The sequence below is a fragment of the Xanthomonas sp. D-36-1 genome (assembly GCF_017746155.1).
GTDB lineage: Bacteria > Pseudomonadota > Gammaproteobacteria > Xanthomonadales > Xanthomonadaceae > Xanthomonas > Xanthomonas cissicola.
The window spans coordinates 13658-36881 of the sequence record NZ_JAGHWR010000090.1 but is presented as its reverse complement, the minus strand read 5'-3'; the positions used below and the strand labels follow the sequence as shown (position 1 = coordinate 36881).

The following is a 23224-nucleotide window of genomic DNA, read 5'->3' as shown; positions in this document are numbered from 1 at the left end:
ATAATTGTATGGTTGCGCCGCCATTGCCGACGCCGCCGAGACGGCCGCGGTGTGGCGCGCCTCGCCCATCACACAGGACGCATCCTTTTGAGCAACCACGACCATCAGTCCAACGACGGCCAGTCTTCGGCCACGGATGCGCAGGGCGCAGGCGCGCGCGACGAGCAGGAGGCGCCCAAGCCCTCGCCGTTGAAGAACCCCAAGGTGAAGTGGACGCTGATCCTGGTCGGGGTGCTGGTGCTGATCTTGCTGGTGGTGTGGCTGGCCTATTACCTGATCAAGGGCCGCTACATGCAGGACACCAACAACGCCTATCTGCAGGCCGATTCGGTGGCCGTGGCACCGCGCGTCAGCGGCTACGTGACCAAGGTGCTGGTGAGCGACAACCAGATCGTGGAGGCCGGCCAGCCGCTGCTGCAGATCGACGACCGTACCTACCAGGCCACCCTGCAGCAGGCCGAAGCCGCCATTGCCGCACGCCAGGCCGATATCGTTGCTGCCACCGCCAATGTCTCCGCACAGGAATCGGCGCTGCTGCAGGCGCGCACCCAGGTCACCGCAGCTGCTGCCAGCCTCAAGTTCGCCCAGGCCGAAGTGAAGCGCTTCGCGCCGTTGGCCGCCTCCGGCGCAGACACCCACGAACATCAGGAAAGCCTGCAGCACGATCTTGCACGCGCACGCGCCCAGTACGACGCCGCGCAGGCGCAGGCCAAGGCCGGCGAGAGCCAGATCCAGGCCAGCCGCGCGCAATTGGAACAGGCACAGGCCGGCGTAAAACAGGCCACCGCCGATGCCGACCAGGCGCGCGTGGCGGTAGAAGACACCCGTCTGACCAGCCGTATCCACGGCCGGGTTGGCGACAAGACCGTGCAGGTGGGCCAGTACCTCGGCGCCGGCACCCGCACCATGACCATCGTGCCGCAGCAATCGCTGTATCTGGTTGCCAATTTCAAGGAAACCCAGGTCGGCCTGATGCGTCCCGGCCAGCCCGCCGAGATCGAGGTCGATGCGCTTTCCGGCGTAAAGCTGCACGGCAAGGTCGAGAGCCTGTCGCCGGGCACCGGCTCGCAGTTCGCATTGCTCCCGCCGGAAAACGCCACCGGCAATTTCACCAAGGTGGTCCAGCGCGTGCCGGTGCGCATTCGTGTGCTGGCCGGTGAAGAGGCGCGCAAGGTGCTGGTGCCGGGTATGTCGGTGGAGGTCACTGTGGACACGCGCTCGGCCAAGGACGCCAAACAGCGTGCCGAACAAGAATCCGACCGCGTGCAGGAGCAGGAGCGCGCGCGATGAGTGCAGCGGCCGCCACCGGCCCGCGTGCCGGCGGCAGCGCCCAGCGCGAGAAGGCCGAGCCGGGCGCCTGGCTGGCGGTGCTGGCCGGCACCATCGGCTCGTTCATGGCGACGCTGGATATTTCCATCGTCAATGCCGCGCTGCCCACCATCCAGGGCGAGGTCGGCGCCAGCGGCACCGAAGGTACCTGGATTTCCACCGCCTACCTGGTGGCCGAGATCATCATGATCCCGCTGACCGGCTGGTTCGTGCGCACGCTGGGCCTGCGCAATTTCCTGTTGATCTGTGCGGTGATGTTCACCGCGTTCTCGGTGGTGTGCGGGCTGTCGACGTCGCTGTCGATGATGATCATCGGCCGCGTCGGGCAAGGCCTGGCCGGCGGCGCCCTGATTCCGACCGCACTGACCATCGTCGCCACGCGGTTGCCGCCCAGCCAGCAGACCATGGGCACCGCCTTGTTCGGCATGACCGTGATCATGGGCCCGGTGATCGGCCCGCTGCTTGGCGGCTGGCTGACCGAAAACGTCAGCTGGCACTACGCGTTTTTCATCAACGTGCCGATCTGCGTTGGCCTGGTCGCGTTGCTGCTGCTCGGTCTCAAACACGAAAAGGGCGACTGGGCAGGCCTGCTCAACGCCGATTGGCTGGGCATCTACGGGTTGACCGCGGGTCTGGGCGGGCTGACCGTGGTGCTGGAAGAAGGCCAGCGCGAGCGCTGGTTCGAGTCCAGCGAGATCAATACCCTGAGCCTGATTGCGTTGAGCGGATTCATTGCGCTGGTGATCAGCCAGTTCCGGCGGCGCCCCCCGGTGATCCGCCTGTCGCTGCTGCTGCAGCGCAGCTTCGGCGCGGTCTTCATCATGGTCATGGCGGTGGGCATGATTCTGTTCGGCGTCATGTACATGATTCCGCAGTTCCTGGCAGTGATCTCCGGCTACAACACCGAGCAGGCCGGATACGTGCTGCTGCTGTCCGGCCTGCCGACCGTGTTGCTGATGCCGATGATGCCCAAGCTGCTGGAAACGGTGGACGTGCGCATCTTGGTGATTGCCGGGCTGATCTGCTTTGCCGCTGCCTGTTTCGTCAATCTGTCGTTGACTGCCGACACCGTGGGCACGCACTTCGTCGCCGGGCAGCTGCTGCAGGGCTGCGGCCTGGCGTTGGCGATGATGTCGCTCAACCAGGCGGCGATTTCGTCGGTGCCGCCGGAACTGGCAGGCGATGCCTCGGGCCTGTTCAATGCCGGCCGCAACCTGGGCGGCTCGGTCGGGCTGGCGCTGATCTCCACCTTTCAGGAGCGCCGCATGACCTTCCACACCGAAACCATCGGCAGCTCGATCACCGCCAACGCCAGCCGTGCGCAGGAAGCGCTGGCCGGCCTGACCGCACAGATGCAGGGCAGTGCCGGCGGCGAGGCGGCGGTGCGCTCGATCGCCCAGTTCGCCCGCGTCGTGCAACAGCAGGCCCTGGTGATGACCTATAGCGATCTGTTCTGGATCTTCGGCGTGATCGTGGTCTGCACGATTCCGCTGGCCTTTTTGCTCAAGCCGTTACCCAAGGGGGCGCACCTTGCAATGCACTGATTCCATGCGCCTGATCCGCATGCCGCTGGCTGCGGCGTTGAGTACGCTGCTGCTTGGCGGCTGCATGCTCGGCCCCAACTACACCAAGCCGCCAGCGGTTGCCGACGCGGCAATGCAAGCGCCCGCCCTGCATCGCGCCAGCGGCGCGGACGTGGTCGCCGCCGCACCCCTGAATCACTGGTGGGAGGAACTGCACGACCCGCTCCTGACCCAATTGGTCACCCAGGCATTGGCCGACAGCCCCAACCTGCGCGCGGCGCAGGCGCGGCTGCGCGCAAACCGCGCGCTGGCCCAGCAACGCCGCGCCGAACGCCTGCCCAAGCTCAACGCCAGTGCGGTGTATGCCTACGCCGAGCCGCCGCAGACCATCGTCGATACGCTCGGCGGGCTGCAACAGGGTCAACCCGGCCAGCCGCCGACGGCCGGCAGCCAGGCGCTGGATCTGGAAAAGACCGAGATCTACAGTGCCGGCTTCGATGCCAGCTGGGAGCTGGATTTCTTCGGCCGCCGCCGTCGCGCCGCCGAAGGCGCGCTGGCGCAGGCGCAGGCCTCCGAGGCCGAGCTCGCCGATGCGCAAGTGCAGCTGGCCGCCGAAGTCGGGCAGGTCTACCTCAATTACCGCGGCTTGCAGGCGCGACTGGCCATTGCCGATGCCAACCTGGGCAAGATTCGCCAGTCGCTGCAGCTGGTGCAGCAACGCCGCGGGCAGGGCGCCGCCTCGGACCTGCAGGTCGAGCAGATCGCCACCCAGGTGCAGCAACAGCAAGCCCAGCGCCTGCCGCTGGAAATGCAATCGCAGGAGGCGCTGGACCAGCTGGCGTTGATGGTCGGGCGCGAGCCCGGCGCGCTGGATGCGCAGCTCAGCACGCCGCAGCCTTTGCCGATGTTGCCGACACAGGTCCGCGTGGACGATGCCGGTGCGTTGATCCGCCGGCGCCCGGACGTGCGCAAGGCCGAGCGCGAGCTGGCCGCCTCCAGCGCGCAGATCGGCGAGGCATTGAACGGCTACTTCCCGCAGGTGAGTCTGCTGGGCGGGTTGAGCTGGGTCGCCGGCTCGCCGAGCGATTTCAATTCCGATGCGCGGACCACATTGGCCGTGCCGATGCTGCGCTGGTCGATCTTCGACTTCGGCAAGACCCGCGCGCAGGTGGAGCAGGCGCGCGCCGGCAATGCCGGTCGTACGGCGGCGTACGAAGGGACCGTATTGGCAGCCTTGCAGGATGCCAATTCGGCCTTGGCGCGCTTCGGTTCGGCACGCAAGCAACTGGTGGTCGCACGCCAGGCCGAAGCCTCGGCCACGCGCTCGGCCGGGCTGATGCAGCAACGTCGCGATGCCGGCGCCACCTCATCGATCGATCTGCTGGATGTGCAGCGCCAGCAGTTGTCGGCGCAGGACGCCGCCGCGCAGGCGCAGGTGCAGTTGCTGGTGAATTACGTGGCCCTGCAGAAGAGTCTGGGGCTGGGCTGGAGCGAACCGGCGCAGGACGCGCTCTGAGACCAGCCAAGGCAATCCGTGACGCGGCAGCCCATGCGCGGCCGCGCCCGGATGTTGCCATGATGGTCGGCATTGGCCGTTGTGGCGCAGGCATTGCGCAATCGAGAGGTTCAATGGCATCCCCCGAGGCCACCCCGCAGCCCCACCTCACCGCAGGCGAGGACGTCTACCTGAGCATCGACGCGGTCCGCAAGGAGTTCGACGGCTTCGTCGCGGTCGACGACGTCAGCCTGCAGATTCGCAAGGGCGAGATCTTCGCGTTGCTCGGTGGTTCCGGTAGCGGCAAATCCACGCTGTTGCGCTGCCTTGCCGGATTCGAACGGCCGACTAAGGGGCGCATCGTCCTGGATGGTCAATCCATCGACGCGCTGCCGCCGTACGAGCGCCCGATCAACATGATGTTCCAGTCGTACGCGCTGTTTCCGCATATGAGCGTGGAGCAGAACATCGCCTTTGGGCTGAAGCAGGAAGGCTTGTCCAAGGCTGCGATCGCCACCCGCGTCGGCGAGATGCTCGAGCTGGTGCAGCTTGGCGCGCTGGCCAGGCGCAAGCCGCATCAGCTCTCCGGCGGGCAGCAGCAGCGCGTGGCCCTGGCGCGATCGCTGGACAAGCGGCCCAAGCTGCTGTTGCTGGACGAACCGATGGGTGCGCTGGATAAAAAGCTGCGCTCGCAGATGCAGCTGGAACTGGTCAACATCATCGAAACCTCCGGCGTGACCTGCGTCATGGTCACCCACGATCAGGAAGAGGCCATGACCATGGCTACGCGGATCGCGTTGATGGACCAGGGCTGGATCCAGCAGGTCGGCACGCCCGATGAAATCTACGAGCAGCCGGCCAACCGGTTTGCGGCCGAGTTCATCGGCTCGGTCAATCTGATCGATGCGCTCATCGCCGACGACGCGCCCGAATACGTCACCTTGAAAACGCCTGCGTTCGATGCCTGCATCCGCATCGGCCACGGCATCACCGGCTTCGAGGGGCAGGCGGTGGCATTCGCGCTGCGCCCGGAAAAGCTTGCGATCGGCAAGGACGAGCCGGCCCAGGCCTGCAACAAGGCGCAGGGCGTGATCGAAGACATCGCCTATTTCGGCAGCCATTCGGTGTACCACGTGCGCTTGCCCAGCGGGGTCAAGCTGATGGCCAATTTCGCCAATCGCCAGCGCTGGGCCAGCGAAGCGCTGACCTGGGGGCGACACCGTGTGGGTGGGGTGGGGCGAGGACGACGGCGTGGTGCTCACCGCATGAGAGCGGCCAGCAAAACTACTGCGCAGCCGCCAGGGGCGCGCGGCCGGTGCTCGGAATCGGCATGTACCACTCGTACACTGCGGTTCCTGCGCGCTGTCCGCGCCCCCCTGGCGGCTGCTCGCTACGTCCTGCTAGCCACTCTTAGCCGTGGGCTGCCCGGCGCGCGCTGGGGCGTGATCGTCGCACCGTATCTGTGGCTGCTGGTGTTCTTCGCGATTCCGTTCCTGATCGTGCTGAAGATTTCCTTCGCCGAGCGCGCCACCGCAATGCCGCCGTATACCCCGCTGGTGACGGTTGCTGCCGACGGTGCGGTGAGCCTCAAACTGCATCTGGGCAACTATCTGGCCTTGCTGCGCGATAGCCAGTACGTGGCTGCCTACCTGAGTTCGATCAAGATCGCGGCCATTTCCACCGCACTGGCGCTGTTGATCGGCTACCCGATGGCCTACGTGATCGCGCGACTGCCGCTGGCCACACGCAACGTGGCGATGATGCTGGTGGTGCTGCCGTCGTGGACGTCGTTTCTGATCCGCGTGTACGCGTGGATCGGCATTCTCGATGGCAATGGCGTGCTCAATCAGGCGCTGCTGGCGCTGGGTATGATCGAGCAGCCGTTGCAGTTGCTGTACACGCCGATCGCCGCCTACATCGGCATCGTCTACTGCTATCTGCCGTTCATGGTGTTGCCGCTGTACGCCAACCTGGTCAAGCACGATCAGCGTCTGCTCGAAGCCGCCTACGATCTGGGCGCGCGGCCATGGCAGGCATTCGTCCGCATCACCTTGCCGCTGTCGCGCAACGGTATCGTGGCCGGCTGCATGCTGGTGATGATTCCGGCGGTGGGCGAGTTCGTCATCCCGGAAATGCTGGGCGGGCCGAACACCTTGATGATCGGGCGCGTGTTGTGGGGCGAGTTCTTCAATAACCGCGACTGGCCGGTGGCAGCGGCCGTGGCCACGGTCATGCTGTTGCTGCTGTTGCTGCCGATCGTGATCTTCCACCGCTACCAGCAGCGTGAGCTGGAAGGACGGCCGACATGATGCGCGCTGCGCGCGGTGGGCGCCTGCTCGGCGGCAGCGTGCTCGCGTTGGGTTTCGGGTTCCTGTATCTGCCGATCCTGTTGTTGATGGCGTATTCGTTCAACACCTCGCGCCTGGCAACGGTGTGGGGCGGATTTTCGACCAGGTGGTACGGCGAATTATTGCGCGACCGGCAATTGCTCGACGCAGCCTGGGTCAGCCTGGAGGTGGCGTTCTGGACGGCGTGCGCATCGACGGTGCTGGGCACGATGGCCGCCATGGCGATGGTGCGCATGCGGCGGTTTCCCGGCAAAACCCTGTTCGGCGCGCTGATCACCGCGCCATTGGTGATGCCCGAAGTCATCATCGGTTTGTCGATCCTGCTGTTGCTGGTGTCGATGGGCGGCGTGCTCGGCATCGCGCCACGCGGCGCGGTAGCGATCTGGGTAGCCCAAGTCACCTTCACCGTGTCGTTCGTGACCGTGGTGATCTCTTCGCGGCTACAGGAACTGGACCGCTCGCTGGAAGAAGCTGCGATGGATCTCGGTGCCACGCCGTTGAGCGTGTTTTTCCAGATCACCTTGCCGATCATCGCGCCGGCTCTGGCATCGGGCTGGCTGCTGGCCTTTACGCTGTCGCTGGACGATGTGGTGATCGCCAGTTTCCTGGCCGGGCCCAGTTCCACCACCTTGCCGATCAAGGTGTTTTCGTCGGTGCGTCTGGGCATCAGCCCGAAGATCAATGCGCTGGCCACGGTCATGGTGCTGGCGGTGTCGGTGGCCGCGCTGATCGGCTGGTGGCTGCTGGCGCGCAGCGAAAAACGTCGCCTGCGCGATGCGCAGTTGGCACTGCAACGCGAAGGTTGAGCGCCACAGGAGGGCGCGAGGCGTAGATGCGTGCAGGCGGGTGACCGTTGGGCAGGGTAGCTTCCGAAACCAGTGCGACTGCATGCAGCAGGTGGGGCCGGCGGCCGGTGCTTGCGAACACAGTGTTGCGGCAGTTTCAGGCGATTGTGACGCGCCCCGAACTTGCCGGCGTCTAGCATGACCGCCTCGCAATAGGAGACCGTCATGTCCTACGACACCGTCAACCCCGCCAACGGCCAGGTCGAGCATATCCAGCAGACCCTGGACGCCGCTGCCATCGAAGCGCGTCTGGCTGCTTCCGCCAAGGCATTTCCGGCCTGGGCCGCGTTGCCGCTGGCCGAGCGTGGCGCCTTGCTGCGCCGCATTGGCGAGGAGCTGGCCAAGCGCCGCGAGGACCTGCAACGCATCATGACCGCCGAGATGGGCAAGCTGCGCCGCGAGGCGCTGGCCGAGATCGACAAGTGCGCGCAGGCCTGCGCCTATTACGCCGAACACGCCGCCGACTATCTGGCGCCGCGCGACATTCCGACCGAAGCGCAATCAAGCTATGTGCGCTACGAACCGCTGGGCTGCGTGTTCGCGGTCATGCCGTGGAATTTTCCGTTGTGGCAGGCGTTCCGGTTTTTGGCGCCAAGCCTGATGGCCGGCAACGTGTCGCTGCTCAAGCACGCCAGCAATGTGCCGCGCTGCGCCGACGCCATGAAAGAGGTGCTGGACGCCGCCGGCATTCCGTCGGGCGTGTTCGATGTGCTGCATATCGATAACGACCAGGCTGCCGATGTACTGCGCGATGACCGCATTGCCGCGGTGACGCTGACCGGCAGCGAACGCGCCGGTCGCTCGCTGGCCGCCAATGCAGGCGACCAGCTCAAGAAGTGCGTGATGGAGCTCGGCGGCAGCGACGCGTTCGTGGTGCTGGAAGACGCCGATCTGGCGCACACCGTGCAGTCGGCCGTGCAGTCGCGCTTCGACAATAGCGGGCAGACCTGCATCGCCGCCAAGCGTTTCATCGTCGTGGATGCGATCGCCGACCGGTTCATCGAGCGCTTCGTCGCGGCGGCAGCCGAGCGCGTCGTGGGCGACCCGCAGCAGGACAGCACCACGCTGGCGCCGATGGCGCGTGCCGACCTGCGCGACGAATTGCACAAGCAGGTGCAGGCCAGCGTGGCGAAGGGGGCCAAGGTCTTGCTGGGCGGCGAACCGGTCGCCGGCTCGCATGCCGGTTATCCAGCCACCATCCTCGACAACGTCGCCCCCGGCATGCCGGCATACGACGAAGAATTCTTCGGTCCGGTCGCCTCGATCATCCGGGTTGCCGACGAAGCCGAAGCGGTGCGCGTGGCCAACGACACCACCTTCGGTCTCGGCGGTAGCGTGTGGACGGCCGACGCCAAGCGTGGCGAGCGGGTGGCCCAGCAGCTGCAGTGCGGCGCGGCGTTCGTCAACTCAGTGGTCAAGAGCGATGTACGCTTGCCCTTCGGCGGCATCAAACGCTCCGGCTTCGGCCGCGAGCTGGCCGAGCACGGCATCCATGAGTTCATGAACGTCAAGACGATCTATGTGGCTTGACGGCGGGCATTCGGGATTTGGGATTGGAGATTCGCAATAGCAGGCGCTCGCGACCTATGAGCACCCTGGCCTAGGTTGAAAATGAACAACCTGCCAACTGCTCAAACCAATCCCGAATGCCCAATCCCCAATCCCGGGTCGTGTAGCGGCCCTACAGCCACTTAGCGCGCTTGAACAGGCGATACAGCACCAGGCACGAGCCCACGACGCCTGCGACCAGCAATGGGTAGGCGTAGCGGGCATCGAGTTCGGGCATGTGGGCGAAGTTCATGCCGTACCAGCTGGTGATCAGGGTGGGGGCGGCCAGCAGGGCGGCCCAGGCGCCGAGGCGTTTGACGGTTTCGCCCTGGGCCAGCGTCACCATCGACAGGTTGACGCTTAGCGCCGTGCCCAGCATTTCGCGCAGGGTGTCGATGGCATCGCTGGTGCGCACGGCGTGATCGAGCACGTCGCGCAGGTAGATGCCGACTTCTTCGTGGATCAGTGAGCCGGGGTTGCGCTTGAGGTGCGAGAGCACGTCCTGCAGTGGTGCCACCACCAACCGCATCTTGTTGAGTTCGCGCTTGAGCTCATACAGGCGCACCACCGTCTCGCGCTTGTAGTCGTCGGCGAAGATGTCTTTTTCCAGACGCTCCAGCGTGTCGCGGAACTCGTCCATGATCGGCAGGTAATTGTCGACCACGAAATCGAGCACGCCATACAGGCAGAACGACGCGCCCATCTGCAGCATCGCCGGCTCGCGCTCGACCCGATGCCGCACCGGCGCGTAAGACAGCGACGCGCCATGCCGCACCGTCAACAGGAAGCGCCTTCCCAGGAAGGCGTGCGTTTCGCCATAGCGGATGCGTTCGTTGACCAGCTGCGCGGTGTTGACCACCACGAACAGCGAGTTGCCGTAACTCTCGGCCTTGGGGCGTTGATGCGCCTTGAGCGCGTCTTCGATCGCCAGATCGTGCAGGCCGAATTCGTCCTGCAACTTGCGCAGCACCGATTCCTGCGGCTCGTACAGCCCCACCCAGACGAAGCCATCCGGCTGCTGCAGCACATCGCTGATGTGCTCCAGGCTGATGTCGTGGCGCTTGCCTTCGCCGTCGTAGTAAGCGCAGGTGATCACGCAGGACGGATTATCGGGATGATGGCCTTGGCTGTTCATGAGCGCATCCTTCAATCAGCGCGTACGGACGGGCAGGTCACGCGGTCGCAGGGCAATGGCAAGTGCGGTGTGGATCGGCAGCAGCAGCATCACCCATTGCAGGTTGTCCTGCGCCTGGAAGGACAGCCAGTGGATCACCAACGCGGCCAGCGCGCATGCCGCCACAACCCAGGACAGCACGTTGAACCAGCGGCCCGGCCGATGGCCCAGCTGCAGCCGTATGCCGCCGAACCACAGCAGCACGCATAGCGGGTTGACCAGCAGCAGGTTGCGGTTGCCCCACGCCGACGCGTGGGCAGTGAATCCCCACAGATACACCAGCAGGCCGCCGCCGATGGCGCACAACAGCCAGAACGGTAACGCCAGTCCAGCCAGCATGCGCTGCCTGCGGCCCAGGGCCAGTACGCCGGCTGCAACGATGAGGCCGGTCAACAGCCACGGCCACCAGTGCCGCTGTTGTTCGGCGGGTTCCGGCGCGATGCGGTGCGGTAGCAGCACCTGCGTGGATTGCACCAACGGGCGACCGGCACTGTTGTGCACCTGGGTCAGGCTGTCTGCCAGCCGCATCGGCACGAAGGCCTCTTCCCAACGCGACAGCGGACGATCTGCGTACGGGCCCAGGCCCAGGTCGAAGCCCAGCCACATCCATGGGGCAGGGGAGGCCAGGCGCACCGCTTCGCTGCGGAAGGTATTGCCACGCGAACGACCGGCCAGCTGCGATTTGAGCGCGCCGCCCATCGCACGGTCCAGCGTGTCGCGCACCATGGTGGCGCAGTTGGCCATGAAGTAGTCGTAGTGGTAGCGCGCGTTTTCCGGTTGGCTACGTACCGCCAGACCGTCGGCCAGCGCGCGCGCCTGGTCTGGCGGCAGATCCAGCCACTGGACGCTAACACCGCGCCCGGCATCGCGATATTGCGACAGGTCTTCTTCCAGCGGCAGCGCGACCAGGTAGTACATCATCTCGCCGCGCGCAAAACGCGGTAAGAAGTCCGGCTCGCTCGGGTCGAAAAAGCCGAAGTTGTACGAGGTGGCCTGCTGCGTGCGCGGGTCGACCACCACGATGGCATCGTGGCCGAACCGTTCGAAAAACACTTCGCCCGGCTGCATGGTGACTACGCCGACGCGTGGCGCCGGTGCAACGGTCAGCGCAGCGTCCTGCGAAGCACTGCCTTGGACAGCCTGGGCCGCTGCGAGCGGGGCGACTAGCAGCGTGAACAGGAGCAGTGCCCAGCAGGCAACCCACTGCCAGGCGCCACCGCGCTGCGGCGCCGTGCAGGCACTGCGGGTGAGCTGGTTCAAGCGTCGTCCTGCGGATCGGGCGGCAGAATGGTGACGTGGAAGGCGTGCACGCGTCGCGCATCGGCCTTGGCCACGCGGAATGCGAAGCGCCCCAGCGTCAACTCTTCGCCGGTTTCGGGCAGGTGCCCGATCGCATCGGTGACCAGCCCACCCACGGTGTCGTACTCGTCGTCGGGGAACTCGGCGCCGAAGCGCTCGTTGAAGTCTTCGATCGGCGTCAGCGCATCGACCACATAGCGTCCATCGGCCTGGATCGCGATGAGCGAATTCTCTTCTTCGGCATCGTCGTGCTCGTCGTCGATCTCGCCGACGATCTGTTCCAGCACGTCCTCGATGGTGACCAGCCCGGCAACACCGCCGTATTCGTCCACCACGATCGCCATGTGGTTGCGCGAGAGACGAAATTCCTTGAGCAGGACGTTGAGCTTCTTGGACTCGGGGATCAGCACCGCCGGGCGCAGCAATTCGCGCACGTTGCCAGGGCCGTTGTCGGCCACCACGCCGCGCAACAGGTCCTTGGCCAGCAGGATGCCGAGCACTTCGTCCTTGTTCTCGCCGTGGACCGGGAAGCGCGAATGGCCGGATTCGACCACCTGCTTCATCAGGTCGATGAAGCGCGCTTCCACCGGCAGCGAGACCATCTGCGAGCGCGAGATCATCACATCGCCCACGGTCAGCTCGGACACGGAGATTGCGCCTTCCATCATGCGCAAGGTGTCTGCGGCGATGAGACCGTCCTGTTCGGCGGTCCGCAGCAAGGCGACGAGTTCGTCGCGGGTATGGGGTTCGCCAGAGAAGGCAGCGCTGAGGCGCTCGAGCCAGCTACGGCGTTTTTCCGGTGTTTCTAGGGATTGGCTACTGTCGTCTTCGGACATCGTGACGGGGAAGGGCACCCGGCAAACCAGGCGTTAGCCATCAGTCTAGCAGGAAGCCGGCACGGCGCTGTGGATGCGCCGTTGCCTGGCCCGGCTCAGGGCAGATCCAGGCTGTAGCCGCAGCCGACCACGGTCTTGCCCGGATGCGATTTGACGTTGGTCACGCTCAGCACGACCGATTCGATCATCGCCTCGCCGGTCTTGGGGTTGGTGGTGTCTTCGCTGACCAGCTCGCGCCCATACATGACCTTCTCGGCGTTATCCACGCCCAGTTCCAGATCCAACTGCTTGGCGAGCGGGCGCGGGTCGGGCAGGTCCAGGATCGCCATGATGCTGGCGCCGGAAAACGCGATGTGATCGGTACTGTGGCCGAACACGCGAATGGGCGTATTGAGCGTGTACTCGGTCATGAACAGGTTGGATTGCTCCAGTGGCGTCCAGCCCAGCGCCACCGCCTTCAGCGGGTCGGCCAGTACCGGCGCCAACGCGCTGAAATCGCCGATGCGCTGGCGGCATTCGATCAAGGCGGCAAGGTCCGGGCGCACCGTCGCGGTCTGCGCCCAGGCGCCGGGCGCGCTCAACATCAGCAGGGCGCCGGCAATGCAAAAACGCATCAGTGTTCTCCTGCGTAAGGGTCGTCGATGCCGAGGTCGGCCAGGATCTCGCGCTCCAGTTGCTCCATTGCCTCGGCCTCCTTGTCGTCTTCGTGATCCCAGCCGAGCAGATGCAAGGTGCCATGCACGGTCAGGTGCGCGTAGTGCGCAGCCAGCGATTTGCCTTGCTCGGCGGCCTCGCGCGCCACCACCGGCGCGCAGATCACCAGATCGCCCAGCAGCGGCATCTTGATGCCCTTGGGCAGGCCTTCCGGCAGTTCGGCGGGGAAGCTCAGCACGTTGGTGGCGTAATCCTTGCCGCGGTAATGGTGATTGAGCGAGCAGCCTTCCTTCTCGTCGACCACGCGTACCGCCAGATCGGCCTCGCGGATGCGCCCCTTCAACGCTGCGGCCACCCACTTGCGAAAACTCACCGCCGACGGCAGGCCGGCGCGCGGCAGCGCATAGCTGACGGCAACGTCGAGGCGGACAGGGCCCTTGGTCATGGGAACACCAGCATTCAGGTCAGACAGAGATGACAGTATCGCGCGAGTGGCGTCTTGCTGCGACGCCTGCGTGTGCGCTCTGGCCGACCGGTCCGGGATCGGCGAACGCACTCGACCAGCACCATGACAAGCGCGCCGCCGTTGGCAATACGATAGAACGCGCTGCCCATCGGCCCGTTCCGGCAATGCGGATCGACCCGTCTGACCTCCAGGGCCGGCGCGAGACCCGGTGGCGATTGCGTCCAGATTGCGGCTTGGCCGTGCTCGAGCAAGCGACCAACCAGATAGCGCGCGTCGGCGCTTTCCTTGTCATCTTGAGCCACTGCGCAGCCGAAGCGGTCGTGCACTTTGCCGGTAGCGGCAAGTAGCGCATGCGCTCGCGTGCCGGCAAGCAGCGCCTGTCGCTGCGCATCCTCATCGGCCGTCGCCGCATCGGCTGCAGGTTTCGCCAACGCCAGGTGTTCCAGTTCGGCCCGATCCAACAGGATGGTCGCTTGCGCAGCGGCCATCGAGACACAGGACGCGGCAAATTGCTGCCGCAGCATGACGCGCGTGGTCGTGTCGGTCTGTTGGCGTGCCTGCGCATGGGCAGGTTCATGGCAAGCCAGCGCCCACCACACCCTCCAACAGTAGGGCGCGGCCTTGCACGGTCAGTCGTCCGCAGGCGGTAGCACGGCGCTATCGCGCTTGTCATAGGCGGTCACGATGCGCTGCACCAATGGGTGACGCACCACGTCGCGCGCTTCGAAGAAGGTGAAACTGGTGCCTTCCACATCGCGCAGCACTTCGATCGCATCGCGCAGGCCGGATTTGACGTGCTTGGGCAGATCGATCTGGGTGAGGTCGCCGGTGACCACGGCGGTTGAACCGAAGCCCAGGCGCGTCAGGAACATCTTCATCTGTTCGATGGTGGTGTTCTGCGCTTCGTCCAGGATCACGTACGCATCGTTGAGCGTGCGGCCGCGCATATAGGCCAGCGGCGCGATTTCGATGACGTTGCGCTCCAGCAACTTGACCACTTTTTCCACGCCCAGCATCTCGTACAGCGCATCGTAGAGCGGGCGCAGGTACGGGTCGACCTTCTGGCTGAGATCGCCAGGCAGAAAGCCCAGTTTTTCGCCGGCTTCCACTGCCGGGCGCACCAGAATCAGCCGCTGCACACGCGACTCGTTGAGCGCTTCAACCGCGCTTGCTACCGCCAGAAAGGTCTTGCCGGTCCCGGCCGGACCGATGCCGAAATTGATGTCATGGGTGGCGATCGCGTGCAGGTATTTGGCCTGGTTGGCGCCACGGCCGCGAACGGTGCCGCGCTTGACCTTGATCGCCACATCCTGGGCCTGGTACGCGCGCTCGGCCACATGTTCGAGGTTGGCCTCGTTGAGCCGCAGGTGGATTGCGTGCGCGTCGAAGGTGGTGGTGGCGGCCTCCTCGTACAACGCGGTCAACAGCGCCTGGGCGGCGGCGATGGCAGGCTCCGGTCCGGCCACCCGGAAGACGTTGCCACGGTTGGCGATCTCGACGCCAAGCTTGAGTTCGATCTGGCGCAGATGCGCGTCAAACGGACCGGCCAGATTGGCCAGGCGCTCGATGTCCTCGGGTTCCAGGGTGAAATCGCGATGTGCGGGTGCGTTCATGGTTGGATCGGACAGCGCACCTGGGTGCGCGTCGGTAGGGCGGGAGCGAAAGGGTAGCGCGCGGCATGGGATCCCACCAACACAGCGGACGGCGCGGCACCGGCCATGCACTCGCCGCAGTCGCGTGCAGGTTTTCCACAAGCGCTGTGGAGTCACGCATCACTAACCTGTGGATAAAACTTGTCGCGCTTACTGGCGCAAGGTTTGCCGGGGAGGTGGTGAAAAAATCGCCAGTGCCGCCAGGGTTGTCCACACGGGATGTGGATCGAATTCCGCAAAGCCTGTGGGTAAGTATGACGAAGCCTTACGCTGCAAGGTGCGACAGCTGTGTGGTGAAATTTTGACCACTTCGCATGACACGCTTCGGCGCGTGGTTGCCTTGCTTGAAGGAGCGCCGCATTGCGCAGCGCCCACGCGCCATCAATGTGCGCTGTCGTCCAATTGAATCCGGCCACGCAGCGAATTGCTCATTGCCTCGGTGATCAACACATCGACGAACTGTCCGATCAAACGTGGGTTGCCCGGGAAATTCACCGGGCGCATGTTTTCGCTTTTGCCGGTCAATTCGTTCGGATCGCGCCGCGAGGGGCCTTCCACCAGCACGCGCTGCACGCTGCCCACCATCGATTGCGAAATGCTCGCCGCGTGCGCATTGATATGCGCCTGCAGGCGCGCAAGACGCCCCTGCTTCACTGCCTCCGGCGTATCGTCCTGCAGGTCCGATGCCGGGGTGCCGGGGCGACGCGAATACACGAACGAAAAGCTCTGGTCGAAGCCTACGTCTTCGATCAGCTTCATGGTCTTTTCGAAGTCGGCTTCGGTCTCGCCAGGAAAGCCGACGATGAAGTCCGAACTGATCGAGATGTCCGGGCGCACTGCGCGCAGCTTGCGGATCTTCGACTTGAATTCCAGCGCGGTGTAACCACGCTTCATCGCCGACAGAATGCGGTCGCTGCCGGCCTGCACCGGCAGGTGCAGGTAGTTGACCAGCTGCGGCACATCGCGGTAGGCATCCACCAGCGAATCGGAAAACTCCAGCGGATGCGAGGTGGTGAAGCGGATGCGGCCGATGCCCTCGATCTGCGCGATGGTGCGGATCAGCAGGCCCAGATCGGCGTACTGCGCGGCGTCGCAGGCATCGGCGCCATACGCACCACGGTACGCGTTGACGTTCTGGCCGAGCAGGTTGATCTCGCGCACGCCTTGCGCCGCCAACTGCGCCACTTCCACCAGCACGTCTTCGAACGGCCGGCTGACTTCTTCGCCGCGGGTGTAGGGAACCACGCAGAACGAGCAGTATTTGGAGCAGCCTTCCATGATCGAGACGAAGGCCGACGGACCTTCGGCACGCGGCTCGGGCAGGCGGTCGAACTTCTCGATCTCCGGGAAGCTGATGTCCACCTGCGACTTGCCCGATTCGCGCCGCGCGCGGATCAGCTCCGGCAGCCGGTGCAACGTTTGCGGCCCGAACACCAGGTCCACGTAGGGCGCACGCTTGACGATGGCTTCGCCTTCCTGCGACGCCACGCAGCCGCCGACGCCGATGATCACCGGCTTGCCGCCGGCCTTCAGCGCCTTCCAGCGACCCAATTGGCTGAAGACCTTTTCCTGCGCCTTTTCGCGAATGGAGCAGGTGTTGACCAGCACCACATCCGCTTCTTCCGGGTTATCGGTCAGCTCCAGGCCTTCGGAAGCGGCAAGCACGTCGGCCATCTTGGCCGAGTCGTACTCGTTCATCTGGCATCCGTGGGTCTTGATATAGAGCTTGCCGCGTACCACGGCAGGCGCCGATGGGCGCGCGACGGGCAAGGGCAACAGGGCGGGTGCGTCCACGGCAGTGGCCGCGGACAGATCGGAAACGGGTGTCCCGGGCATGGCGCTTATTCCAGGCGGGTAGAAGAGAGCCGCGCAGTTTACCCGCTTGCGCTGGCGCCGTCCGCGGGCGCGCGCCCGGCATTGACGGCTTCGGCGCGCGCCACTGCCGGGCGCGCGGCCATCCGGGCGATATAGGCGCGGGTCGGGGCGGGCGGGTCGATCAGGCCAAATTCCACCATCCACGCCAAGGCGCCGCCCCACAGCACATCGGCCGCACTGCAGCGCTCGCCCAGCAGGTAATCGCCCTTGGCCAGCTGCGCATCAACCACCTGCAACACCGTGTCGGCATCGGCATAAGGCGAGAGCGAGCGCGGCGGAGCGCTGCGCTTGAGCGCAAGATCGATGATCGCCGGTTCGAAGGCCGAGCCGTAAAACGCAAGCCAGCGCAGGTAGGCGCCGCGGTCGGCATCGCCCGGGGCCGGCGACAGGCCGGCTTCCGGGTACAGCTCGGCCAGGTACTGATAGATGGCGCCCTGTTCGGTGACCACGCTGGTGCCATGAACGACGGTCGGAATCTTCCCCATCGGGTTGATCGCAAGGAATTCGGGCGTGCGCTGCTCCTCCTTTTCCAGATCGATGGGCTGCAGGCGGTAGCGTGCGCCCAGTTCTTCCAGCAAGACCAGCACCCCACGCGAGCGGATCGGGGGTTGTGGAAGAGGGTGACGTGGCGGTCGTCGGACATTGCGGTCTCCAGGGTGGCTGCGGTGGCGAGCGGGTGGTGTGGTGACTGGTATTACGAGCTTACGAGCCACTTGCGGACAGTTTCTGTCCGCAATACGGTGGCGTGATGGCGTCCACTGCTGCCCGTCTGTTGCGTCTGCTTTCCCTGCTGCAAGGTGGCCGAAGCTGGTCCGGTGTGGCGCTGGCAGAGCGTTTGGACATCCATCCGCGCAGTCTGCGACGCGATATCGAACGCCTGCGCGAAGCGGGTTACCCGGTGCATGCAGCACCCGGCAGCGGCGGAGGCTATCGGCTGGGGCAGGGCGCTGCGGCACTACCGCTGCTATTGGAAGAAGACGAGGCGCTGACCGTGGCGGTCGCCTTGCGCGCCGCCGCGCCAGCGGTGCGCGGGATGGACGCCGCCGCGGCACGCGTGATGGCCAAACTGGATCCCCTGCTGCCGCGCCGCAGCGGCCAGCGCGCCAGTGCCGCACATGCCGCCATGGCCAGCATGCCGGCTGCCGAAACGGAATCGCTGGTCGATGCGGACCTGCTCGGGCAGCTGGCCGCCGCCTGCCGCGACCGGGCCACGCTGCGGCTGGACTATCGGCGCCATTCGGGTACGGCCATCACCCGTAACGTCGAGCCGGCGCTGCTGGTGAACTACGGGCGGCGCTGGTACCTGCTGGTCTGGGACCGCGAACGCCAGGACTGGCGCAGCCTGCGCGCGGACCGGATCGATCAGGCGCTCGCCACCGGCGCGCGGTTCGCTCCCCGCGCCTTGCCCGAAGAGCCGCTACAGCTGTTGCGCAAGGCGATCGGCGAAGCACCGTTCCCATGCCGGGCGCGGGTGCGTTTGGCCGGCACGGTCGAGGCATTGGCAGCGCGCATCCCGCCCTGGCTGGGTGCATTGCAGGCCGATGGTCCCGCACATTGCTGGCTGGGTCTTGGCGCGCCGAGCATGTCCGCGCTGGCAGCCAACCTGTTATTGCTGGACCTGCCGTTCGACGCGATTGCGCCGGCCGAAGTCCGCCTCACCTTGACGCAGGCACTGGACGCGTTGCGCACGCAGCTGGACCGCCTGCCGCAGTGAGGGCGCCAACAAGCCGCAGCGAGCGGTGGTCAGGTGGGCGGGCGGCGCGCTAGTCATCGGAGTCGGAGTGCGCGCTCGGCACTCGAGGATGTGAGCGCCGGTTTGGCCAGCCTGTGGCTGCGCAGGCGCCTTGTCGGTTGCTCCAGCGCTGGCCGACACTTGGCAAGCCCTGGGCAAGCTGGGACACTCCGCGCATGAAGGGGATGTCAAGATTGCTGGGGCTGATGCTCGTCACGTTGTCGGCTGCGCCGGTCAGCGCCGGCACGCTGTACAAGTGCGTCGGCGCTGACGGTATCACCAGCTACCTGAGCAAGCGCCAGAGCGGCGCCACCTGCAGCGTCATCAGCAGCTATACCCCCGACCGTTCGGCCCGCCGCCTGCCGTCGTCTCCTTCGCCTGGGCGTCTGGCCGTCAGCCCCGCGCCCGGCATCGCCAATATCGACAGCGGTGCGCCGGCCACCATGATCAGCCAGCCAGTCAGCCAGCCGGCAGGGCGTGCTGCCGAGGTCGCTTCGGCGACGGCTGCGCGTGCGTTGACGGAGTCGTCCGTCTCGGTCGTCACGCCGCCAGCACCAGCACCAGCCAATCCGCGCCGGGTCGTCAGCGGGCAGGTGTATTCCTATATGAAGGACGGCGTGCGCCACTACACCAGCGCCCGTCCGCGCCAGGTCGCCAGCATCGAAGGCCTGCGCACCATCCATTACAGTTTTATCGAAACCTGCTACGCGTGCGGTGCCAAGCCCGGGGTTAATTTCGGTGCGATCCGGCTCAACACCAACGCGTACCAGCAGGAAATCGCAACGGCGGCGCGCGAGTTCGGAGTGGAAGAATCGATCGTGCGCGCGATCATCCACGCCGAATCGGCCTACAACCCGCTCGCGCTCAGTCGTGCCGGCGCGCAAGGCCTGATGCAGTTGATGCCGAGCACGGCGCGCAGGTTCGGCGTCAGCGATGCCTATGATGCAGCGCAAAATATTCGCGGCGGGGTGCAGTATCTGTCCTGGCTGCTGAAACGCTTCAATGGCGACCTCTCGCTGGCCGCTGCCGGCTACAACGCCGGCGAGGGCGCGGTGGACCGTTATGGCGGCGTACCGCCGTATAGCGAGACCCAGCGTTACGTGCAACGCGTGGGTGTATTGGCCGGCCGCTATCGTGGCCAGGCGACCGCAGCCAACTAGAGCGGCCGACGGAACGACCGTGCAGCCGCCCGGCGGGCGCGGCCGGTGCGCCGGACATGTCACAAGCACCGCGGCGTCTGCGCCATCTACTGCCCGGACCACTGCTTGACCTATGGATAGCCGCCCTTGCGAATATTCGCCACGGCGCTGCGCAACGTGCGACTGGGCGAGTGCTTCCGTAGCGGCGACATAGGTTGCGGCGCCCACAGCCAGTCGCGGACGATCGTGATTGCTGCGCTTGCACTATGCCTGCGCATCCTGCGCATGCGTGCATTGCCGTTGCAGGCGATGCAACGGCACTCCGTCACAGCCATACGCCCTCCACACTCCTTGAAGTCCATCCGATCGGCTGCCGTCTGCATCGGCCGTTGCATCGCATGGGGCCGACTGCGTACATTGCGTTGTCTGTGCATTAAGCGTTCCGCTACACTGCGGTCGATTCATCGCGGCTGGACCCCCCGCCAGCCGTTGGCAGCCTCACGCTACCTAATCAAGATCGGAGAGCCGGATGGCCAACGATGGGGTTAACGCACCTGCTGATATCGGGCGTCGTCGGTTTTTAACCGCGACAACGGCCGTGGTCGGTGCGGTCGGAGCAGGATTCGTTGCAGTTCCGTTCGTGAAGTCGTGGAATCCCAGTGCGCGCGCCAAGTTGGCCGGTGCACCGGTCACCGCCGACATCAGCGCCTTGCAGGAAGGCCAGCGCATGGTCCTTGAATGGCGCGGTCAGCCCATCTGGATCGTCAAGCGCTCCAAGGCCATGCTCGACGCACTGCCGTCGCTGGACGACCGGCTCAAGGACCCCAAGTCCGAGAACAAGGATCAGCAGCCGGAGTACGTGCTGAAAAACCCGGAATACCGCTCGATCAAGTCCGACATTTCGGTACTGGTCGGGCTATGTACGCATCTGGGCTGCTCGCCGGAGATGGTCGCCGAAATCCGCCCCGAGCCTTACGACCCGCAGTGGAAGGGCGGTTATTTCTGCCCTTGCCACAAGTCGCGCTTCGACATGTCTGGCCGCGTCTTCGACGGCGTGCCGGCACCGATCAATCTGCTGGTGCCCCCACACCACTACGTGGACGACAACACCTTGGTGATCGGCGTCGATCCTGACGATGCCGGTGCGTCGACCAAAAGCACGGGGGCTGCCTGATGAGCAATGTTCTGGTCCGTACCGCCAACGGCGTGTTCGATTGGGTCAACGAGCGCGCGCCCGGGCTGATGCCCATGTATCGCAAGCACATCAGCGAGTACTACGCGCCGAAGAACTTCAACCTCTGGTACTACTTCGGTTCGCTGGCCATCGTGGTGCTGGTGAACCAGATCGTCACCGGCATCTTCCTGACGATGCACTACAAGACCAGCGCCGCCGATGCATTCGCGTCGATCGAATACATCATGCGCGACGTGGAGTGGGGTTGGCTGATCCGCTACATGCACAGCACCGGCGCCTCGCTGTTTTTCATCGTGGTGTACCTGCACATGTTCCGCGGCTTGATGTACGGCAGCTACCAGAAGCCGCGCGAGTTGGTGTGGATTCTCGGCATGTTGATCTACCTGGTGCTGATGGCCGAAGCCTTCATGGGCTATGTCCTGCCGTGGGGACAGATGTCGTTCTGGGGCGCGAAAGTGATCATCTCGCTGTTCGGCGCCATTCCGGTGATCGGCAATGGGCTGACCGAATGGATCATGGGCGACTACCTGCCCGGCGATGCCACCCTCAATCGCTTCTTCGCCTTGCACGTGATCGCATTGCCGTTGGTGCTGCTGCTGTTGATCGTGCTGCACATCGGCGCGCTGCACGAAGTAGGCTCCAATAACCCGGACGGCGTGGAGATCAAGAAAGGTCCGAAGGGCAATCGCTGGGATGCGCACAAGCCGGCCGACGGCATTCCGTTCCACCCCTATTACACGGTCAAGGACCTGGTCGGCGTTGGATTCCTGCTGTTGATCGCTGCATTCATCATCTTCTTCGCACCGGCGTTCGGTGGCCTGTTCCTGGAGCACGACAACTTTACCGAAGCCAACCGGTTGGTGACCCCGGAGCACATCAAGCCGGTGTGGTACTACACGCCGTACTACGCCATGTTGCGCGTGGTGCCCAACAAGCTCGGTGGCGTGCTGGTGATGTTCTCGGCCATCGCGATCCTGTTCCTGGTGCCCTGGCTGGATCGCGCCAAGGTACGCTCGGTGCGCTACCGCGGCTGGATTTCCAAGCTGGCGTTGGGCGTGCTGGTGGTGTGCTTCGTCTGGCTGGGCGTGATCGGTTCCGGCCCCGGCACCGACGCGCACGAAACCTATGTCGGGCGGGTGTTGACCTTCCTGTACTTCGCCTTCTTCATCACCATGCCGGTGTGGACGCGGCTGGACAAGACCAAGCCGGTTCCGGAGCGGGTGACGACCCATGACTAATCCCAACGTGAGGTCATGGAAGTCGCGCGTGGTCGCCTTGCTCTGCGGCCTGATGGTCGCTGGCGGTGCGGTGGCGGCCGAAGGCGGGGCGGTGCAGCAAGCAGGTAACGACCTGAGCGATCGCGCTTCGCTGCAACGCGGTGCGCAGTTGTTCATGAACTACTGCTCCGGCTGCCATTCGTTGAAGTACCTGCGCTATTCGCGCATGGCCAGCGATCTGGGCTTGAGCGAAGAGGAGGTCATGACCAACCTCAACTTCACCGGCGCCAAGGTCGGCGAACACATCGAAGGCACCATGCCGCACGATGCGGCGACCAAGTGGTTCGGCAAGGCGCCGCCGGATCTGACCTTGATTGCACGCGTGCGCGGAACCGACTGGGTCTACACCTATCTCAAGTCGTTTTATCTGGATCAGACCCGCCCGCTGGGCTGGAACAACAAGCTGTTTCCGAATGCATCCATGCCCAACCCGCTTTGGGAGTTGCAAGGCCTGCAGCAGGCGCAATTCGGCCCGGCCGACAACGCCACCGGCGACAAGCCGGTAGAGGCATTGAAGCTTGGGCAGCCGGGGCGTCAAACGCCGGTGGAATTCGACCAGACCGTGCGCGATATCGCCAACTTCCTGGAGTACGCTGGCGAGCCAGCCGCATTGAAGCGCCAGAGCATGGGCGTGTGGGTGGTCCTGTTCCTGGCGCTACTCACCTTCATCGCTTATTTGCTGAAGAAGGAATACTGGAAGGACGTGCATTGAGCGCTGCGTAGGCCGTCATCGGCTGCGGAAGCGAACAAATGCAGTGCACTGCAGGGCAGGCATCGCCAGGTGCTTGGAGACCTCGCTGATCGCCGAGCCTTGCGGCCGCTCCCAATGGGAAAGCG

General features: G+C 65.1%; 19 protein-coding genes, 1 other RNA gene and 2 pseudogenes. 13 read left to right on the top strand and 9 right to left on the bottom strand.

Translation table 11 applies throughout. From position 1 onward, the window contains the following. Positions 1-87: 87 nt before the first annotated feature. The 8 genes and pseudogenes from J7367_RS20215 to J7367_RS20180 all read left to right on the top strand — a co-directional run bounded on the left by J7367_RS20215 (position 88) and on the right by J7367_RS20180 (position 9070). Positions 88-1290: an HlyD family secretion protein gene (locus J7367_RS20215; RefSeq protein ID WP_057659056.1), complete on the top strand. Its 1203-nt coding sequence runs from the start codon at positions 88-90 to the stop codon at positions 1288-1290. Continuing rightward, positions 1287-2873, top strand: a complete 1587-nt coding sequence (locus J7367_RS20210; protein ID WP_022559356.1) for an MDR family MFS transporter — start codon at positions 1287-1289, stop codon at positions 2871-2873. The genes J7367_RS20215 and J7367_RS20210 overlap by 4 nt, the downstream gene beginning before the upstream one ends. A 4-nt stretch (positions 2874-2877) precedes the next feature. Further along, entirely contained in the window at positions 2878-4368 is a 1491-nt protein-coding gene (locus tag J7367_RS20205; RefSeq protein WP_057659054.1) for an efflux transporter outer membrane subunit, read from the top strand. 113 nt (positions 4369-4481) lie between these two features. Beyond that, positions 4482-5616, top strand: a pseudogene (potA, locus tag J7367_RS20200) (polyamine ABC transporter ATP-binding protein). 61 nt (positions 5617-5677) lie between these two features. Further along, positions 5678-5753: non-coding RNA, sX9 sRNA (locus J7367_RS20195), on the top strand. Continuing rightward, complete coding sequence (locus J7367_RS20190) at positions 5745-6656, top strand: ABC transporter permease subunit (RefSeq protein WP_057659082.1); 912 nt, start codon at positions 5745-5747, stop codon at positions 6654-6656. Before J7367_RS20195 ends, J7367_RS20190 begins: the two co-directional genes overlap by 9 nt. Beyond that, positions 6653-7501, top strand: a complete 849-nt coding sequence (locus J7367_RS20185; RefSeq protein ID WP_057659053.1) for an ABC transporter permease subunit — start codon at positions 6653-6655, stop codon at positions 7499-7501. The genes J7367_RS20190 and J7367_RS20185 overlap by 4 nt, the downstream gene beginning before the upstream one ends. Positions 7502-7705: 204 nt before the next feature. Further along, positions 7706-9070, top strand: a complete 1365-nt coding sequence (locus J7367_RS20180) for an NAD-dependent succinate-semialdehyde dehydrogenase (protein ID WP_007963759.1) — start codon at positions 7706-7708, stop codon at positions 9068-9070. Between the two features lie 151 nt (positions 9071-9221). Here the strand turns inward: J7367_RS20180 and J7367_RS20175 are convergent, their stop codons facing one another. The 9 genes and pseudogenes from J7367_RS20175 to J7367_RS20135 form a co-directional block, all read right to left on the bottom strand. Next, positions 9222-10223, bottom strand: coding sequence for a magnesium and cobalt transport protein CorA (locus tag J7367_RS20175; protein WP_007970040.1), 1002 nt, complete (start codon positions 10221-10223; stop codon positions 9222-9224). Positions 10224-10238: 15 nt separating this feature from the next. Continuing rightward, on the bottom strand, positions 10239-11522 hold the full coding sequence (locus J7367_RS20170) for a DUF4105 domain-containing protein (protein WP_057659050.1): 1284 nt from the start codon (positions 11520-11522) through the stop codon (positions 10239-10241). Further along, entirely contained in the window at positions 11519-12397 is an 879-nt protein-coding gene (locus tag J7367_RS20165; protein ID WP_003488337.1) for a transporter associated domain-containing protein, read from the bottom strand. Before J7367_RS20165 ends, J7367_RS20170 begins: the two co-directional genes overlap by 4 nt. Positions 12398-12492: 95 nt before the next feature. Continuing rightward, a complete protein-coding gene (locus tag J7367_RS20160; protein ID WP_057659048.1) occupies positions 12493-13011 on the bottom strand; it encodes a hypothetical protein in 519 nt (172 codons plus the stop codon). Further along, positions 13011-13496, bottom strand: a complete 486-nt coding sequence (gene ybeY / locus J7367_RS20155; protein WP_003488340.1) for an rRNA maturation RNase YbeY — start codon at positions 13494-13496, stop codon at positions 13011-13013. Before ybeY ends, J7367_RS20160 begins: the two co-directional genes overlap by 1 nt. 101 nt (positions 13497-13597) lie before the next feature. Then, positions 13598-14144: pseudogene (locus tag J7367_RS20150) on the bottom strand (hypothetical protein); the annotation flags it as partial. 2 nt (positions 14145-14146) lie between these two features. Then, complete coding sequence (locus J7367_RS20145) at positions 14147-15130, bottom strand: PhoH family protein (protein ID WP_033481173.1); 984 nt, start codon at positions 15128-15130, stop codon at positions 14147-14149. Between the two features lie 420 nt (positions 15131-15550). Further along, positions 15551-17005 carry a tRNA (N6-isopentenyl adenosine(37)-C2)-methylthiotransferase MiaB gene (miaB, locus tag J7367_RS20140; RefSeq protein ID WP_057659047.1) on the bottom strand — a complete coding sequence of 485 codons (1455 nt, stop codon included), beginning with the start codon at positions 17003-17005 and terminating at the stop codon, positions 15551-15553. Between the two features lie 38 nt (positions 17006-17043). Further along, positions 17044-17631, bottom strand: coding sequence for a glutathione S-transferase family protein (locus J7367_RS20135; RefSeq protein ID WP_057659046.1), 588 nt, complete (start codon positions 17629-17631; stop codon positions 17044-17046). Between the two features lie 161 nt (positions 17632-17792). Between J7367_RS20135 and J7367_RS20130 the strand changes: the two genes are divergently transcribed. The 5 genes from J7367_RS20130 (at position 17793) to J7367_RS20110 (ending at position 23099) form a co-directional block, all read left to right on the top strand. Further along, positions 17793-18758: a WYL domain-containing protein gene (locus J7367_RS20130; RefSeq protein WP_022559346.1), complete on the top strand. Its 966-nt coding sequence runs from the start codon at positions 17793-17795 to the stop codon at positions 18756-18758. A gap of 194 nt (positions 18759-18952) precedes the next feature. Continuing rightward, the gene (locus J7367_RS20125) at positions 18953-19936 is read left to right on the top strand and encodes a lytic transglycosylase domain-containing protein (RefSeq protein WP_057659043.1); all 984 of its coding nucleotides are present in this window, start codon (positions 18953-18955) and stop codon (positions 19934-19936) included. A 508-nt stretch (positions 19937-20444) separates the two neighbouring features. Continuing rightward, positions 20445-21089, top strand: a complete 645-nt coding sequence (petA, locus tag J7367_RS20120; protein WP_007965672.1) for a ubiquinol-cytochrome c reductase iron-sulfur subunit — start codon at positions 20445-20447, stop codon at positions 21087-21089. Then, the gene (locus J7367_RS20115) at positions 21089-22348 is read left to right on the top strand and encodes a cytochrome bc complex cytochrome b subunit (RefSeq protein WP_022559344.1); all 1260 of its coding nucleotides are present in this window, start codon (positions 21089-21091) and stop codon (positions 22346-22348) included. Before petA ends, J7367_RS20115 begins: the two co-directional genes overlap by 1 nt. Continuing rightward, on the top strand, positions 22341-23099 hold the full coding sequence (locus J7367_RS20110; protein WP_057659041.1) for a cytochrome c1: 759 nt from the start codon (positions 22341-22343) through the stop codon (positions 23097-23099). The genes J7367_RS20115 and J7367_RS20110 overlap by 8 nt, the downstream gene beginning before the upstream one ends. Positions 23100-23224 lie beyond the last annotated feature (125 nt).